Origin of the sequence: Polaromonas sp. (assembly GCF_012927485.1) — a bacterium.
GTDB lineage: Bacteria > Pseudomonadota > Gammaproteobacteria > Burkholderiales > Burkholderiaceae_C > Polaromonas.
Genome location: NZ_JABBPC010000006.1, coordinates 1 through 14,066 on the forward strand (window position 1 = coordinate 1; position 14,066 = coordinate 14,066).

The 14,066-nt window shown below is 56.6% G+C and carries 16 protein-coding genes; 7 read left to right on the forward strand and 9 right to left on the reverse strand.

The genetic code is table 11. From position 1 onward, the window contains the following. A partial coding sequence (locus tag HHJ16_RS01920) for an HNH endonuclease (RefSeq protein ID WP_293640216.1) occupies positions 1 to 360 on the forward strand: 360 nt, incomplete at its 5' end. Between the two features lie 458 nt (positions 361 to 818). Here HHJ16_RS01920 and HHJ16_RS01925 read toward each other — a convergent pair. From HHJ16_RS01925 to HHJ16_RS01935, 3 genes are read right to left on the reverse strand one after another with little or no spacing between them, the layout of a single operon-like run. Further along, entirely contained in the window at positions 819 to 1,946 is a 1,128-nt protein-coding gene (locus HHJ16_RS01925; protein ID WP_293640218.1) for an acyl-CoA dehydrogenase family protein, read from the reverse strand. Positions 1,947 to 1,959: 13 nt separating this feature from the next. Further along, positions 1,960 to 3,141 (reverse strand): acyl-CoA dehydrogenase family protein, encoded by a 1,182-nt coding sequence (locus tag HHJ16_RS01930; protein WP_293640220.1) that lies wholly within the window; start codon positions 3,139 to 3,141, stop codon positions 1,960 to 1,962. Between the two features lie 50 nt (positions 3,142 to 3,191). Then, entirely contained in the window at positions 3,192 to 3,875 is a 684-nt protein-coding gene (locus HHJ16_RS01935) for a YceH family protein (protein ID WP_293640221.1), read from the reverse strand. 18 nt (positions 3,876 to 3,893) lie between these two features. On the opposite strand from HHJ16_RS01935, the gene purN reads away from it, so the two are divergent. Together purN and HHJ16_RS01945 are read left to right on the forward strand one after the other, a co-directional pair. Next, the gene (gene purN / locus HHJ16_RS01940) at positions 3,894 to 4,478 is read left to right on the forward strand and encodes a phosphoribosylglycinamide formyltransferase (protein ID WP_293640223.1); all 585 of its coding nucleotides are present in this window, start codon (positions 3,894 to 3,896) and stop codon (positions 4,476 to 4,478) included. Positions 4,479 to 4,689: 211 nt separating this feature from the next. After that, complete coding sequence (locus tag HHJ16_RS01945; RefSeq protein WP_293640224.1) at positions 4,690 to 5,244, forward strand: fasciclin domain-containing protein; 555 nt, start codon at positions 4,690 to 4,692, stop codon at positions 5,242 to 5,244. Between the two features lie 126 nt (positions 5,245 to 5,370). Here the strand turns inward: HHJ16_RS01945 and HHJ16_RS01950 are convergent, their stop codons facing one another. The 3 genes from HHJ16_RS01950 to HHJ16_RS01960 all read right to left on the reverse strand — a co-directional run bounded on the left by HHJ16_RS01950 (position 5,371) and on the right by HHJ16_RS01960 (position 7,948). Next, positions 5,371 to 5,769 carry a hypothetical protein gene (locus HHJ16_RS01950; protein WP_293640225.1) on the reverse strand — a complete coding sequence of 133 codons (399 nt, stop codon included), beginning with the start codon at positions 5,767 to 5,769 and terminating at the stop codon, positions 5,371 to 5,373. A gap of 260 nt (positions 5,770 to 6,029) precedes the next feature. Beyond that, positions 6,030 to 7,646, reverse strand: a complete 1,617-nt coding sequence (locus HHJ16_RS01955; protein WP_293640227.1) for a peptide chain release factor 3 — start codon at positions 7,644 to 7,646, stop codon at positions 6,030 to 6,032. 35 nt (positions 7,647 to 7,681) lie between these two features. Further along, the gene (locus tag HHJ16_RS01960; RefSeq protein WP_293640229.1) at positions 7,682 to 7,948 is read right to left on the reverse strand and encodes a DUF1653 domain-containing protein; all 267 of its coding nucleotides are present in this window, start codon (positions 7,946 to 7,948) and stop codon (positions 7,682 to 7,684) included. A 19-nt stretch (positions 7,949 to 7,967) separates the two neighbouring features. Here HHJ16_RS01960 and HHJ16_RS01965 point away from each other — a divergent pair, with 19 nt between their 5' ends. Together HHJ16_RS01965 and HHJ16_RS01970 are read left to right on the forward strand one after the other, a co-directional pair. After that, positions 7,968 to 9,221 (forward strand): RsmB/NOP family class I SAM-dependent RNA methyltransferase, encoded by a 1,254-nt coding sequence (locus HHJ16_RS01965; RefSeq protein WP_293640230.1) that lies wholly within the window; start codon positions 7,968 to 7,970, stop codon positions 9,219 to 9,221. A gap of 199 nt (positions 9,222 to 9,420) precedes the next feature. Next, a complete protein-coding gene (locus HHJ16_RS01970; RefSeq protein WP_293640231.1) occupies positions 9,421 to 10,620 on the forward strand; it encodes a fatty acid desaturase in 1,200 nt (399 codons plus the stop codon). Between the two features lie 236 nt (positions 10,621 to 10,856). Here HHJ16_RS01970 and rpmG read toward each other — a convergent pair whose 3' ends face one another. The 3 genes from rpmG to trxB all read right to left on the reverse strand — a co-directional run bounded on the left by rpmG (position 10,857) and on the right by trxB (position 12,380). Then, positions 10,857 to 11,024: a 50S ribosomal protein L33 gene (gene rpmG / locus HHJ16_RS01975; RefSeq protein WP_168921250.1), complete on the reverse strand. Its 168-nt coding sequence runs from the start codon at positions 11,022 to 11,024 to the stop codon at positions 10,857 to 10,859. 11 nt (positions 11,025 to 11,035) lie between these two features. Further along, positions 11,036 to 11,269 carry a 50S ribosomal protein L28 gene (gene rpmB / locus HHJ16_RS01980; RefSeq protein ID WP_293640241.1) on the reverse strand — a complete coding sequence of 78 codons (234 nt, stop codon included), beginning with the start codon at positions 11,267 to 11,269 and terminating at the stop codon, positions 11,036 to 11,038. 166 nt (positions 11,270 to 11,435) lie between these two features. Beyond that, positions 11,436 to 12,380: a thioredoxin-disulfide reductase gene (trxB, locus tag HHJ16_RS01985; RefSeq protein ID WP_293640243.1), complete on the reverse strand. Its 945-nt coding sequence runs from the start codon at positions 12,378 to 12,380 to the stop codon at positions 11,436 to 11,438. 160 nt (positions 12,381 to 12,540) lie between these two features. Here trxB and HHJ16_RS01990 point away from each other — a divergent pair, with 160 nt between their 5' ends. Together HHJ16_RS01990 and HHJ16_RS01995 are read left to right on the forward strand one after the other, a co-directional pair. After that, positions 12,541 to 13,221 carry a Crp/Fnr family transcriptional regulator gene (locus tag HHJ16_RS01990; protein ID WP_293640245.1) on the forward strand — a complete coding sequence of 227 codons (681 nt, stop codon included), beginning with the start codon at positions 12,541 to 12,543 and terminating at the stop codon, positions 13,219 to 13,221. Between the two features lie 78 nt (positions 13,222 to 13,299). Further along, a partial coding sequence (locus tag HHJ16_RS01995) for a DNA translocase FtsK 4TM domain-containing protein (RefSeq protein ID WP_293640247.1) occupies positions 13,300 to 14,066 on the forward strand: 767 nt, incomplete at its 3' end.

Below are 14,066 nucleotides of genomic sequence, written 5' to 3' on the forward strand. Positions count from 1 at the left end.
CCCAACATCAACCCATTTCAGCTAAAGCCTGGACTCACCAACAGCAAGCTGTTCGCGCGGGACCGCAATGTATGCGCCTACTGCGGTGGTCATTTTGTCGAAGAGCATCTGACGCGCGAGCACATCATTCCATTCGCGCAAAACGGGGTCGATATCTGGATGAATGTGGTCACTGCCTGCCGCCCCTGCAATCACCGGAAAAGTAGCCGCACCCCCGAGCAGGCCGACATGCCGTTGCTCTACACGCCCTATGTTCCCAGCCTCTGGGAAGACTTCATTTTGCGCAATCGCCGTATTTTGGCGGACCAGATGGAGTTTTTGATGTCGCATTTGCCCAAGTCATCGCGTTTACTCAATTAACGGACCGGAACCTGCGGGAGTTCGCACGCGCTTCACGCGTGGAGGTCTTTCAAGAGGGGTGTTGGTAAGTTATCTATGGGTTGCCGTGATCGTTCGAGGTTGACTCTTCGGCTGCAGGCTTCAGCTCGTTTATTTTTAGGTGGCTCGATCCGACCAAGCCTCTGAACCGCACTGCGCCCGATTCCGGTGACGATTGGTCACGCCCACTTCTTCGCGCTAGAAATTATCCTGACGATTATTTTGTTGACCTCGATCAGCTTGCCGTTGACGAAGTGTCTGCGCTTCCACAACCACGCCGCGTACGGCCGATTTTGGCAAGGGTGCACGCCGTGGGGAACTGCTTGATCGCTGTCGATCGCTGCCAGCGCAGTCCCAAGGCTTCATCCGGTCCACAGACCAGATTTAAGCCGCTGAACTGTCGTCTTCTCCGCGCTGTGGGTGCGAATGGTCGGGATCGATCAGGCGAAGACGCCCGCGGTGTCTTGCATGCGGCTGGACACTTGGCCCAGATGATGCAGCGTGTCGCCGAACGTCATTTCAAGTTGAGTGAGCTTCTTGAAGTAGTGGCTCACGATGTACTCGTCAGTCACACCGATACCGCCATGCAGCTGCACCGCCTGCTGGCCCACAAAACGCATTGAGACGCCCAACTGGTACTTGGCGCGCGCCAGTGCCCGGCTGCGTTCTTCGGCGGGCGCATTAAGTTTCAGGGACGCGTAATAGCTCATGGAGCGGGCCAGTTCCAGCTGCATCTTCATATCCGCGACACGGTGGCGCAAGGCCTGAAAACTGCTGATGAGCACGCCAAACTGCTTGCGGGTGTTCATATATTCCACCGTGATGCCAAGCGTTTTGTCCATCACGCCGACTGCCTCTGCGCAGATGGCGGCAACCCCGATGTCAATCGCATGCGCGAGGGCCGTCAACCCATCCAGTGTGATCAAGACGGCAGGAGCCGCCTTCAACGTCACTTCGGCGGCTCGCGCGCCGTCTTGTGTGCGGTAGCCGTGGGTCGTCACTCCGGCTGCCGTGCGCTCGACCAGAAACAGTGCCATCTTGCCGCTAACCATCGCCGGCACGATAAAAGCATCCGCCTGATCACCCGCCGGCACTATGCTTTTCGTAGCGCTTACTGCCCATGAATAGTTGGCGACAGCCGTCGTTTTTTCAGAAACCCCGACGCAGTTTTCGAACTTGTAGCGTGCGGCGCGTTCCTGGTAGGCCAGCACCACCAGGCTTTCGCCCGCCGCAATTTTGGGCAGCCAAGCCAACTGGATATCCTCCGGCGCGTAATTGGACAGCACGGCACCAGCAATCAAGGTCTGAGCAAAAGGTTCCAGCACTATGCCGCGTCCGAGCTCTTCCATGACCACCATGCCTTCGATCGGCCCCATGCCGAGTCCGCCGTGCGCTTCGGAAATATAAAGGCCCGGCAGGCCTAGTTCGGCCAGCTGGCCATAGGCTTCGCGTGAAAATCCACCGGCCTTTTCGATGCTGCGACGGCGTTCAAAGTCATAGCCTTTGTCAACCCATTTGCGAACCGCGTCACGCAGTTGTTCCTGGTCATCTGTGAAATCAAAATCCATGATAGTTATCCTTTTAACCCAGAACGACTTGTGAAACGATGTTGCGCTGCACCTCGTTAGAGCCGCCATAAATCGTGGTCTTGCGCAGGTTGAAATAGGTCGATGCGAGGGGCGCGCAATGCACTCCGGCGCCGGGATAATCCCCTTGCCAGCCGGCTTCCATCGCTTCTTCAATAAACGGAAGGCTGTAGGGGCCGGCGGCAAGCATCATGAGCTCGCTGTAGCGCTGCTGGATCTCGCTGCCGCGAATTTTGAGCAGGCCTGCGATGTCGAGTGAGTTTTTGCCTGCCGTGTCCGCGGAAAGCACGCGCAGCACCAGCATCTCAAGCGCGACCACATCGACTTCGAGTTTGGCAATTTCATCCCGAAATCGCATATCGTCATAGACGTTTTCAATTTTCGCGATGCGCTTGAGGCGTTCGAGTTCGCGTTTGGCACGGTTGACATCAGCGATGTTGGTGCGCTCGTGGCTAAGCAGGTGTTTGGCGTAAGTCCAGCCCTTGTTTTCCTCGCCAATCAGGTTGTTGGCGGGCACTTCGACGTTGTCAAACCAAACCTCGTTGACTTCAGCCTCTCCATCAAGCAAGACGATTGGTCGTACCGTCACGCCCGGCGATTTCATGTCGATGAGCAGAAAGGAAATGCCGGTTTGCGGCTTGCCGTCGTTACTGGTGCGCACCAGGCAAAAAATCCACTCACCGTATTGACCAAGCGTGGTCCAGGTTTTCTGGCCGTTGACAATGTAATTATTGCCTTGCCGTTCGGCCCGGCATTTCACCGAGGCCAGGTCCGAGCCTGCGCCCGGCTCGCTGTAGCCCTGACTCCACCAGACGTCACCGCTGGCGATACCAGGCAGAAAGCGCTGCTGTTGTTCTGCATTGCCAAATGCCATGATGACGGGCGCCACCATGACGGGGCCAAAGGGAACCACGCGCGGTGCACCCGCCAATGCGCATTCTTCTTCAAACAAATGCTTTTGTACCGCGTTCCAGCCCGGTCCGCCGAATTCCTTGGGCCAGCCATGTCCCAGCCAGCCTTTTTTGCCAAGAATTTTGGCCCAGCGCTGCATGTCGTCACGCGACAGACGCAAGGCGTTGTGCACCTTGTGCGAAATGTCGGCCGGCAGATTGGTTCGAACCCAAGCGCGTATGTCTTCGCGAAAGGTCTGTTCTTCAGGGGTGAAAGCTAAATCCATGGCAAATTCTCCAATGCCGTGTTTTTAGCATGATCGACCGCGCCGTGCTGTCAGGCTTGAGACAATCCCAGTTCTTTTTGCAGGTTAGCCAGCTGGCTTTGAAGCTGCAAAACCTGGGCTTCGAGGACGCCAACCCGTTGTTGAAGTCGTTCGGCCTGGCCCAGGGAAATGGGTTCTGCTTCTGAATCAATAGCGCTATCGCCGTAATTGGTGTGTTGAAGGGAGGAGAGAAGCGCCTTGCCACAGAGTAATTGAAGCCACCGCTGCTCCCGCATACCAGCGGCCCGGGGGAGTTGCGCGACGGTTTCTGCGCCGCTGTCTTCGCCGCGCGTTTTAAGTTCGGCCAAGGTGTCTTCAACGCTTGCAATGTCTGCGAATTTGTACCAGCGCTCGCTGTGGGTACGCAGTTCGCCCGGCGTCAGTGGCCCGCGCAGCATCAGTAAGCCCAAGACCATCGCCTGCGGCTCACTCACGCCAAAGCCGCGTTGGAAATTGTGCTCGAAGCGCGGCACCCGGCTGGAGCTGGCTTCAAACACCAGACTCTGGGCTTTGAGCGCGTCAATCGCCGCCTGGGCTTGGGGCTCGGTGATTTCCATGACCGGGTCGCGACTGGTTTTCTGGTTGCAGCCGAGCAGCAAGGCGTTGAGCGACAACGGGTAACTATCGGGCACGGTGCGCGCTTTCTCCATCAAGGTGGCCAGCACGCGGGCTTCGATCGGGGTGAGTGCTCTCATGGGGATAATCCTAAAACAATGAAAAACATCGTGATCTTAATTTCTGGCACCGGTTCCAACATGGCTGCGATTGCCCGGACTGCCCAAAAAGAAGCTTGGCAGGAAAAACGCGACGTGCGGATCGCCGCCGTCATCAGCAATAAAGCCGACGCTCAGGGGTTGATCCTGGCCAAAAGCCTGGGGATCGACACGGACGTGTTGTCGCACGGCGCGTTCGAATCTCGTGAGGCCTTTGATGCTGCGCTCATGGTGCGTATTGATCTGCATGCGCCCCAACTGGTGGTACTGGCGGGCTTCATGCGCATCCTTACCCCGAACTTTGTCCAGCATTATGCGGGCCGGTTAATCAATATTCATCCCTCGCTGCTGCCGGCTTTCACGGGTCTTCATACGCATCAGCGCGCCATTGACGCGGGCTGTCAGGTGGCAGGCGCCACCGTGCATCAAGTGACGACCGCTTTGGACTACGGCGCCATCCTGGCGCAGGCGGTGGTTCCTGTGTTGCAGGGAGACAGCGCGGAAACTTTGGCGGCGCGCGTGCTGACCCAAGAGCACCTGATTTTTCCGCAGGCGGTGCGGCGTTTTTTTGAACACCGGGTTTGATTTTCTACGGCCCGTCTGGGTTTGTTTTTTTTTGCCTTTGCTTTTCCTTTGGTGTTTTCTCTGTTGCCAGCCATGCGTTGGGAAAGAGGTTGATGGGTACTCACGTTTGAATCCATTGGGCAGTCTGCCCCGTATTCATTCCAGCCATTAAGAAATCATTCCGATTTCGGCTCAGTGATCGATTTATCAACTTCAATTCAAAGGAATTCTCATGCAAACAAAACACAAGCTGGCTTCTTTGGGCCTCGCGCTGGCGATGTCGGTTGCGGTCCTACCCGCTTTCGCACAAGTCATGGTGGGTGGCGCGTCGATGCTTGCCAGCAAGGACATCATCGACAACGCCGTCAACTCCAAAGACCACACCACGCTGGTGGCTGCCATCAAGGCCGCCGGGCTGGTCGAGACGCTGAAAGGGCCAGGTCCTTTCACCGTGTTTGCACCGACCAATGCCGCTTTCGCTGCGCTGCCCGCCGGTACCGTGGACACTCTGCTCAAGCCTGAAAACAAGGCCAAGTTGACCGGCATTCTGACCTATCACGTCGTGGCAGGAAAGATGGACGCTGCAGCACTGACCAAAGCCATTGCCGACGGCAAAGGAAAGGCGGTTCTGAAGACCGTGGAGGGTGGTAATTTGACTGCCACGGCAGCCGGCGGCGGTGTGACCATTACCGACGAAAAAGGCGGCTCGGCCAAAGTGACCATTGCCGATGTGTACCAGTCCAACGGCGTGATCCACGTGGTGGACAAGGTGCTGTTGCCTAAATAATCAGGTTGTTTGGCCTCGCGCATCTTTGTGCGTGAGGTCGCAACAGATCCCTTTAGCCGCTTAATCGCCCGACAACGGTTTGTACCGTACTCGGGCTTTTTTTCTGCTTCACGCTTGGCGAGGACCTTACGCCGCGTCCCGTTGACGCTGAAAAGATCGGCCGGATCGGGTATACCAGTAAGCCCAGAAAATTGGCACGATCTGCAGCGGCAAGCGTAGCCAGAGCCCGGTAGGTGTGAACTGCTGAAACAATTCCGGGTGAAGCGCCATCTGCACATTGGCGGGGAAAACGGCCAGTGACAGCGCAATTATTCCCCAGCCTGCAGCGGCCTGCCAACGTTTGAACAATAGTAGGGCACCCAAGCCGAATTCAGCCAGGCCGCTGAGGAACACCAGTTCAGGATGCCAGGGGAGATAGGGCGGCATCATGGCGACGTAAAAAGACGCGCTCCAAAAATGGTTTGCGCCGGCGCCCATGAACAGTGCGCCCAACAAGCAGCGACCGATTGTTTGGGATTTTGACATGCCCGATTATTTCGCAACCACACCTTTTTTGCTGGCCGGCAATTTAATCGGTGCGCCAAAAGAAGATCCCTGTCTTCACCCGCCTACTCAGTCGTCGGCGGCTACGCGCTACCAAGGCGTTTCCACTACGCGACAACAGGTCAAGCACCCCGCGTGAAGCGCTCACGCTCGTTGTCAGCGTTGCCGGGTCAGCCCTTGAGTGAGCGGGCAAAATGCGCGCGCTGCCACTTTGTTCAGCGCCGGGCTACAACACCAGAGCCCTACATTTTTGACTGAAAAACCAGTCCGGCATGCTCGCGCAATGCATGGAATTTGATCTTGGGCCACTGCTGCTCCACAGCACGCAAAGTGGCGCTGTGATCAACGAGCAAGGTGGGCGCATCCACGGCATCGAGTGCGACCCGGTGCGCGTTGGCTTCCATGAATTTTTTTAGCTCATTGGGATCTTCCGAAGTGACCCAACGCGCTAAATTGAAGTGGCTGCCCATGATGCGGGCCTTGACACCATATTCATGCTCCAGCCGGTGCGCCACGACTTCAAATTGGAGCTGGCCGACGGCGCCCAGTAGCAGCAAGGAACCAGCGATGGGCCGGAACACCTGAATCGCACCTTCTTCGCCGAGCTGGGTCAGTCCCGCGCGCAGTTGCTTGCTGCGCAGAGGGTCAGCCACTTCCACCGAGCGGAACATTTCCGGCGCAAAAAATGGCAGGCCGGTAAATTGCAGCGCTTCACCTTCGGTAAGCGTGTCGCCGAGTTGCAAAATTCCGTGGTTGGGAATGCCGATGATGTCGCCAGCAAAGGCGGTGTCTAGCAGCTCACGGCGCTGGCTCATGAAGCTCACAACGGTATTCGGCCGAAGTTCTTTGCCGCTACGCACTACCTTCAAACGCATGCCACGTGTGAACTCGCCGCTGGTGACCCGCAAGAATGCAATACGGTCCCGATGGGCAGGATCCATGTTGGCCTGGATTTTGAAGACTACGCCGGAGAATTTTTTTTCTTCGGGCCGCACGACACGTTGCAGCGCTTCGCGTTCGGATGGCGGCGGAGCCAGGTCGACGAGGGCGTCGAGCACTTCCTGCACGCCGAAGTTGTTGATGGCCGAGCCAAAGAACATCGGGGTTTGCTTGCCAGTGAGAAATTCTTCGCGGTTAAATTCGGGCGTGGCACCCGCCACCAGCTCGATCTCACCCTGCGCCTGCGCAAATTCCGAGCCAAAGCGTTGAACGGCAATGGGGTTATCCAGCCCGGCCAGAATCTCATCGTCGCCGCCGACCTTATCTTCTCCGGGACTGAACACGCGCATCTGGTTTTCGCGCCGGTCAAATACGCCGTGAAACAGCTTGCCCATACCGACGGGCCAGGTAAAGGGCACCACAGTCATGCCGAGTTCGCGCTCAATCTCGTCCATCAGGCTCATGGGGTCTTGAACCTCGCGATCCATCTTGTTCACGAAGGTGAGGATAGGCGTGTTGCGTGCGCGACAGACCTGCAGCAGCCGGCGCGTTTGCGGCTCGACGCCGTTGGCGGCATCAATCACCATCAAAGCGGCGTCCACCGCCGTCAGTACGCGGTAGGTATCCTCCGAGAAATCCTGGTGGCCGGGCGTGTCGAGCAAGTTGATGACGCAATCCCGATATTCCATTTGCATGACCGAACTGGCCACCGAAATACCCCGTTGCTTTTCAATTTCCATCCAGTCCGACGTTGCGTGGCGCGCCGCCTTGCGGGCTTTCACGCTGCCCGCTATCTGAATGGCGCCCGAAAACAGCAGCAATTTTTCAGTCAGTGTGGTCTTGCCTGCGTCAGGGTGGGAAATGATCGCAAACGTGCGGCGGCGCTTGACTTGTTTTTCGATTTCGGAAGTTTCAGACATAACCCATGATTATCGGTCACGCTGCTTGTGGACCCCTACCCATCTGGTTGCCGGGCAAAACGTGGTTGACGAATGCCTTCGAACGTCACCTCTTCATTAAACATCGCCGCTGGACGAACCCACAAGCCTCTTTCGCCGTACAACGCCCGGTACAGGGTCAGGGCCTCAAGGCTTTCGCTATGGCGGACGGTACCCAGCACCTCATAGTGCAAGCCTTTGTAATGTCGATACAGGCCGAGTGGGGTTTCTACGAGTTGCGGTAGGGGGTCGGACAAGCTCAATCGGGGCTCCAAAATTCGCATAGTGGGACAATAGAGCGCTATGCATCCTAACGCCTTACTAGACTGTTGTTCCGAGCTGCTGAAGCAGGTTCTCAAATTCGACTTTCCCGCCGACATGGTGGTGTCCCGCTATTTTCGTGACTTGCGCCTCGGACCTCGCGAGAGGGCCACGGTGGCCGAAACGATTTACGGCGTTTTACGTAAAAAATCTCTTTACACCTACTTGGCGCAGCACGGGAGTGGCCCACCGGAGCGGCGCCTGGCGATTCTGGGATTCGCTGCGTCGCGTGATTTTCTTTCAGGCGCGCTGACCGATCAGGAGCAGGATTGGCTGGCCCGATGTGACCAGGTCAAGCCGTCGGATCTGATGGAACTGCATCGCCATAACCTGCCGCAATGGTTGGTAGAGCCGCTCAAAGAGCAGTTGGGAGATGACTTCTGGCCGCTCGTCGAAAGTCTTAATGCCCCTGCGGGTCTGGATTTACGCGTCAACACCTTGAAAGACAAGCGGGCCGAAGTCCAGAAGGAACTTGCCAAGTCCGGCATTAAGACGGTTGCCACACCTTACTCGCCTTGGGGCCTGCGGCTGATGGACAAACCGCAACTGGGCAAGCTCGATGCATTCACACGCGGCGCGATTGAAGTGCAGGACGAAGGCTCGCAATTGCTGACCCTCCTGGTAGATGCAAAACGGGGCGAGATGGTTGTCGATTTTTGTGCGGGCGCGGGCGGTAAGACCTTGGGTTTGGGGGCTTCGATGCGCAATACGGGGCGCTTGTACGCCTTCGACACGTCTGGTCACCGATTGGCTGCATTGAAACCGCGCCTGGCACGCAGCGGTTTGTCTAATGTTCACCCGGTGGCCATCGCCCATGAACGCGACGACCGAATCAAGCGGCTGGCAGGCAAGATTGACCGGGTGCTGGTAGATGCGCCTTGCTCAGGATTGGGCACCTTGCGACGAAACCCCGATTTGAAGTGGCGGCAGAGTCCCAAAGCGATCGAGGAACTTACCGCCAAGCAAACCGCCATTTTGCAGAGTGCCGCACGTTTACTGAAACCTGGAGGGCGGCTTGTTTATGCAACTTGTAGCGTCTTGCGGGAGGAAAACGAGGCGATTGCCGAGGCTTTCAGCGCCACAAATAAAGAATTCACCCTCCTTGAAGCCGGACCACTACTGACCCATCTAGGTGTGGAACGGGCAGAGACGCTTTGCCGTGGACCCTATCTTCGACTTTGGCCTTACTTGCACCAGACGGACGGGTTCTTTGCAGCCGTGTGGCAACGCACGTAAGGTTTTTCGAAGTCAAATAGCAGTCATCGATTGGACGTTAACTAAATTTTAGTTAAATCGAGGGGTGCGTCACCGTCAAGGTGATTCCAGGCGGCTTGGTATTTTTAAGGTCAGCACTTTATAATTTACGGCTGTCTGGTGCACTCCCCGGTAACGAGCCTCGAATGCGGGGCTGATGCAGATTGATTAAAGGACTTTTATGATCTTTTTTGATGCCGCCCTCGACTGGCTGGCTCATGGGCTGTTAGCCGCCAACTGGTGGCAGATTGTGCTGTACACCTTGGTGACGACTCACATCACGATTGTGAGCGTGACCCTTTATCTGCACCGCCACCAGGCGCATCGCGCGATGGATTTGCACGCCATTCCGGCACATTTCTTTCGCTTCTGGCTCTGGCTAGGGACTGGCCAGGTCACCAAAGAATGGGTGTCTGTGCACCGCAAGCACCACGCCAAGTGCGAAACAATGGAAGACCCCCACAGTCCCCAAGCGCACGGCATCAAGACCGTCTTTTGGAAAGGCGCCGAGCTTTATCGTGCCGAGACGAAAAACAGGGAAACCATAGCCAAGTTTGGCCGTGGAACGCCTGACGATTGGCTTGAGAGAAATGTGTATACGCGCTACAGCTGGCAGGGCGTCGGCCTGATGTTGATCCTCAATTTGGCCCTGTTCGGTGCGGCTGGTTTGGCCGTCTGGGCGGTACAGATGGCGTGGATTCCCGTCACAGCGGCCGGCATCATCAATGGGATCGGGCACTACTGGGGCTATCGCAATTTTGAAGCGCCTGACGCCAGCACCAACGTTTCGCCTTGGGGAATTCTTATAGGCGGTGAAGAGTTGCACAACAACCACCACACCTACCCTACGTCGGCCAAGTTCTCGGTAAAGTCTTATGAGTTCGACATTGGTTGGGTCTACATCCGGGCCATGGAAGCAGTAGGCCTGGCGACCGTAAAAAAAGTCCCCCCTAAACTTCAGCTGGGGCTGACTCAGCCGGTTGCAGACGAGAAAACGCTGGAAGCGTTGATTGCCAATCGCTACGAAGTGATGGCCCGTTTTGCTCGCGAGTTGCGCCGCGCCGGTAAAGCCGAGATTGACATGCTGAAAGCTAAAAAAGCGGACTTGTCAGTGTTGCGGGTGGCTAATCGCTGGCTGCACCGTGATGATGACAGGGTGCCGGCAGCGGCCAAACCACAACTTGCCCAAGCGCGAGCTGAGCATCCTGTGCTGGACAAGATGGTCACCATGCGCGAAGAGCTTCGTCAGATGTGGCTGACTACTTCGGCATCGCGCGAGCAACTGGCCTTTGAATTGCAGGCCTGGTGTCACCGCGCCGAAGAAAGTGGAATCGCCGCACTTCGCGAGTTTTCGATGAAGCTGCGTGCTGCCCGCGCTTGAGCTTATTGAACCAGCAAGCCGACCTGAGCTGAACACCTCTAAAGCCGATCCAGCGAATCATCGCCGGGCCGGCTTTATTTCTTTGTGGCCACCTTGGTTATTGATGGCCGCCGGACAGAGGTCAAACCGCAGTTGGCAGCCAATTAAAAGGCTGGACTCAAACAGGCATAAAAAAACCCGCTCTAGTACAGCGGGTTTTTTGAGGGAACGCGAGGCGTTCCAAGAATCGAACTGACTTACTTCAGTTTGATTTCCTTGTATTCCACGTGCTTGCGTACCTTGGGATCAAATTTCATGATCAACATTTTGTCAGGGGTAGTTTTCTTGTTTTTCGTGGTCGTGTAGAAGTGACCCGTGCCGGCAGTGGATTCCAGCTTGATTTTTTCGCGTGCGCCTTTAGCCATGATGTTTTTCCTTAGACTTCACCGCGGGCACGAAGGTCCACCAAGACCGCATCGATGCCTTTTTTATCGATCAAGCGCAGACCAGCGGTAGTAATGCGAAGACGCACCCAACGGTTCTCGCTCTCGACCCAAATGCGGCGGTACTGCAGATTAGGCATGAACCGACGCTTGGTTTTGTTATTTGCGTGAGAAACATTGTTTCCCACCATCGGGCCTTTGCCCGTTACCTGACAGACGCGTGCCATGAGCACTCTCCGTAAAAAAATTAGAAATCGGATGCTGGTAAATGCCGGGATACATACTGTCCGGCCCGCACAAGTTATCAGCTAAGCCTTAAATTATAGCCCGAAACCGAACTTGCCAAATTTAGGTTCTTTGCGGCCTGCGAAAGTGGCGATGGTGCCGGCTTAATCAGACGCTTTGCTCGAGGAATCGCTGGGCATCCAGTGCTGCCATACAGCCGGTCCCCGCACTGGTGATGGCTTGGCGGTAAATTCGATCCTGCACGTCACCAGCGGCAAACACGCCCGGCACACTGGTCATGGTGGCGAATCCCAACAGCCCGGTTTTAGTGATGATGTAGCCGTCCTTCATTTCCAACTGTCCGATAAATAAGTCCGTGTTGGGCTGGTGGCCGATGGCGATAAAGCAGCCTTTGAGCACGAGGTCTTGCGTGGCGTTGTTTTGGGTGCTTTTCAGCCGCACGCCAGTCACACCCGAAGCGTCCCCAAGCACTTGATCCAACGTATGGTGCAGTTTGAGTACTATTTTCCCTTTGGCAACTTTCTCATGCAGCTTGTCGATCAGGATCGGTTCCGCCTTGAAGCTATCCCGGCGGTGCACGAGTGTGACTTTGCTGGCAATATTAGACAGATACAGCGCTTCTTCCACGGCCGTGTTGCCGCCACCGATGACGCAGACTTCCTGTTCGCGGTAAAAGAATCCGTCGCAGGTGGCGCAGCCCGAAACACCACGGCCCATAAATGCTGTTTCTGATTCCAGTCCCAGATATTTCGCCGAAGCACCAGTCGCGATGATCAGGGCGTCGCAGCTGTGAGAGCCGCTGTCACCCACGAGCTTGAAGGGACGCTCGCTGAAATCGACCTGGTTGATGTGATCGGAGATTATGTCGGTCTTAAAGCGCTCTGCATGTTCCAAAAAGCGCTGCATCAGATCCGGCCCTTGTACGCCATGCACATCGGCTGGCCAGTTGTCCACGTCCGTAGTGGTCATGAGTTGACCCCCTTGCGCGATACCGGTAATCAGCATCGGGTTAAGGTTGGCACGTGCTGCATAAATGGCTGCTGTATAGCCGGCAGGGCCTGAACCGAGGATAATAACTTTGGAATGTTTCATGATGAAAAACTGGTTGGGAAAGTGTTAGAACTCATGTAAAGTCAAGTCGCGCAAGTCCAGCGTAATCGGGAAATCTGGTTGCATGTCTTTTTGCAGCTTGATTTCTATTGTAAGAACTCATGCGGCGTGCTGTCGGTGGTGAGGTTTGGAGACAGTTGATATGACGACGATGGTGTCCAATCTGGAATTGATTCGGCGGGTGCCTCTTTTTTCCATGCTGACAGTTAGTCAGGCGGCGTCCGTAGCCGATGCTGTGGTCAAACGCCGGTTCAAGCGTGGTGAGCCCATCGTCGAGCAAGGCAAAAAATCCAACGCGCTGTCCATCCTCCTCACGGGCCGTGCCCGGGTCATCTCTACGGATACCCATGGCCGCGAGGTCATTTTGGCTACCCTGCATCCTGGCGACTATGTGGGCGAGATGAGTCTGATCGACAATGAACCTCATTCGGCCTCAGTACGCGCGGAGATTCAAAGCGACGTCCTGGTACTTGGTCGACTGCAGTTTGCGGGGTGTCTGCCCGAAAATAGTTCGATGACCTACGCGATCATGAAGGGGCTGGTGCAGCGCCTGCGCTCTGCGAACCGCCAAATTGAATCACTGGCGCTGATGGACGTCTATGGCCGCGTGGCTAGAACGCTGCTGGAGCGTACCAGCGAGGAGGACGGTGAAGGCAACGCCGTGATACGCGAAAAAGTTTCGCGCCAGGATCTTGCCAAAATGGTCGGCGCTTCCCGCGAAATGGTTAGCCGGGTGATGAAAGACCTCGAACAGCGCGGACTCATCGAAACCCGGGATGACGGCTCGGTCTTGGTAAAAGAGCGCCTTCATTCGCTGGGTTGACTGGCACACGCTCGCTGCTTTGATATCCGTCGTACCCGCCAAGCCCTGATCCAACTGCGGTAAGCTCTCAGCCGGTCTATGACTTACTCACTTGATACTCTGAACGCCCGAAATTCCCCTCCGGTGGGCTCGCCGGCCGGCATCCAGCGCTTCGCCCACGAAGTCAGTCTGATTTTGGGCCTGCTCGGCTTGGTTTTTTGGTTGGCGGCGCTGCTCAGTTACTCTCCGCAGGATGCCGCCTGGTCGACCTCCGGCAGCGCCGAGGCGGCGGGGGGGGCGCAGCTGATAGCCCAAAACTGGGGTGGCCGCGTGGGCGCTTGGGTCGCTGATGCGAGCTATTTTCTGTTGGGTTTTTCTGCCTGGTGGGCACTTGCTGCGGGCATCCAGGTCTGGCTCTCATCGCTCGCGCGGGGGCTGCGCGGCGAGCGGCTGGTCTTTGAGTCGTCCAAGCGGGTTGGACGGGCCAAGTTCTGGCTCGGTCTTTTGTTATTGCTGGTTGTCAGTGCTGCACTGGAATGGTCGCGTCTTTATCGATTTGAATTCAGGCTCCCGGGCCATGCGGGCGGCGTGCTTGGCTACCTCGCCGGCACTTTGGGCGTTAAATGGTTGGGTTTTGCAGGCTCCGGCCTTGTCTTTATCGCGCTGGGCGTCATCGCCGTTTCTAGCGTGTTCAATTTTTCCTGGGCCCGGGTAGCACTGGCGCTTGGCGCCTGGATCGACAACTTCATCGACTCTCGCCGTGAGAAACGCGAGATTGCTGAAGATCAGGCGCTTGGCAAGCGCGCCGCCCGCGAGCGGGAAGAAACCCTGGTGGGCGAGCGCATCGAGATCGAAGAGCATCACCC

What these genes read in the sequence shown, in the direction of transcription:
- HHJ16_RS01925 (WP_293640218.1), bottom strand. Translation starts at nt 1,946, where the DNA reads ATGGATTTTGATTTCACAGATGACCAGGAACAACTGCGTGACGCGGTT.
- HHJ16_RS01930 (WP_293640220.1), bottom strand. Translation starts at nt 3,141, where the DNA reads ATGGATTTAGCTTTCACCCCTGAAGAACAGACCTTTCGCGAAGACATA.
- HHJ16_RS01935 (WP_293640221.1), bottom strand. Translation starts at nt 3,875, where the DNA reads ATGAGAGCACTCACCCCGATCGAAGCCCGCGTGCTGGCCACCTTGATG.
- purN (WP_293640223.1), top strand. Translation starts at nt 3,894, where the DNA reads ATGAAAAACATCGTGATCTTAATTTCTGGCACCGGTTCCAACATGGCT.
- HHJ16_RS01945 (WP_293640224.1), top strand. Translation starts at nt 4,690, where the DNA reads ATGCAAACAAAACACAAGCTGGCTTCTTTGGGCCTCGCGCTGGCGATG.
- HHJ16_RS01950 (WP_293640225.1), bottom strand. Translation starts at nt 5,769, where the DNA reads ATGTCAAAATCCCAAACAATCGGTCGCTGCTTGTTGGGCGCACTGTTC.
- HHJ16_RS01955 (WP_293640227.1), bottom strand. Translation starts at nt 7,646, where the DNA reads ATGTCTGAAACTTCCGAAATCGAAAAACAAGTCAAGCGCCGCCGCACG.
- HHJ16_RS01960 (WP_293640229.1), bottom strand. Translation starts at nt 7,948, where the DNA reads ATGCGAATTTTGGAGCCCCGATTGAGCTTGTCCGACCCCCTACCGCAA.
- HHJ16_RS01965 (WP_293640230.1), top strand. Translation starts at nt 7,968, where the DNA reads ATGCATCCTAACGCCTTACTAGACTGTTGTTCCGAGCTGCTGAAGCAG.
- HHJ16_RS01970 (WP_293640231.1), top strand. Translation starts at nt 9,421, where the DNA reads ATGATCTTTTTTGATGCCGCCCTCGACTGGCTGGCTCATGGGCTGTTA.
- rpmG (WP_168921250.1), bottom strand. Translation starts at nt 11,024, where the DNA reads ATGGCTAAAGGCGCACGCGAAAAAATCAAGCTGGAATCCACTGCCGGC.
- rpmB (WP_293640241.1), bottom strand. Translation starts at nt 11,269, where the DNA reads ATGGCACGCGTCTGTCAGGTAACGGGCAAAGGCCCGATGGTGGGAAAC.
- trxB (WP_293640243.1), bottom strand. Translation starts at nt 12,380, where the DNA reads ATGAAACATTCCAAAGTTATTATCCTCGGTTCAGGCCCTGCCGGCTAT.
- HHJ16_RS01990 (WP_293640245.1), top strand. Translation starts at nt 12,541, where the DNA reads ATGACGACGATGGTGTCCAATCTGGAATTGATTCGGCGGGTGCCTCTT.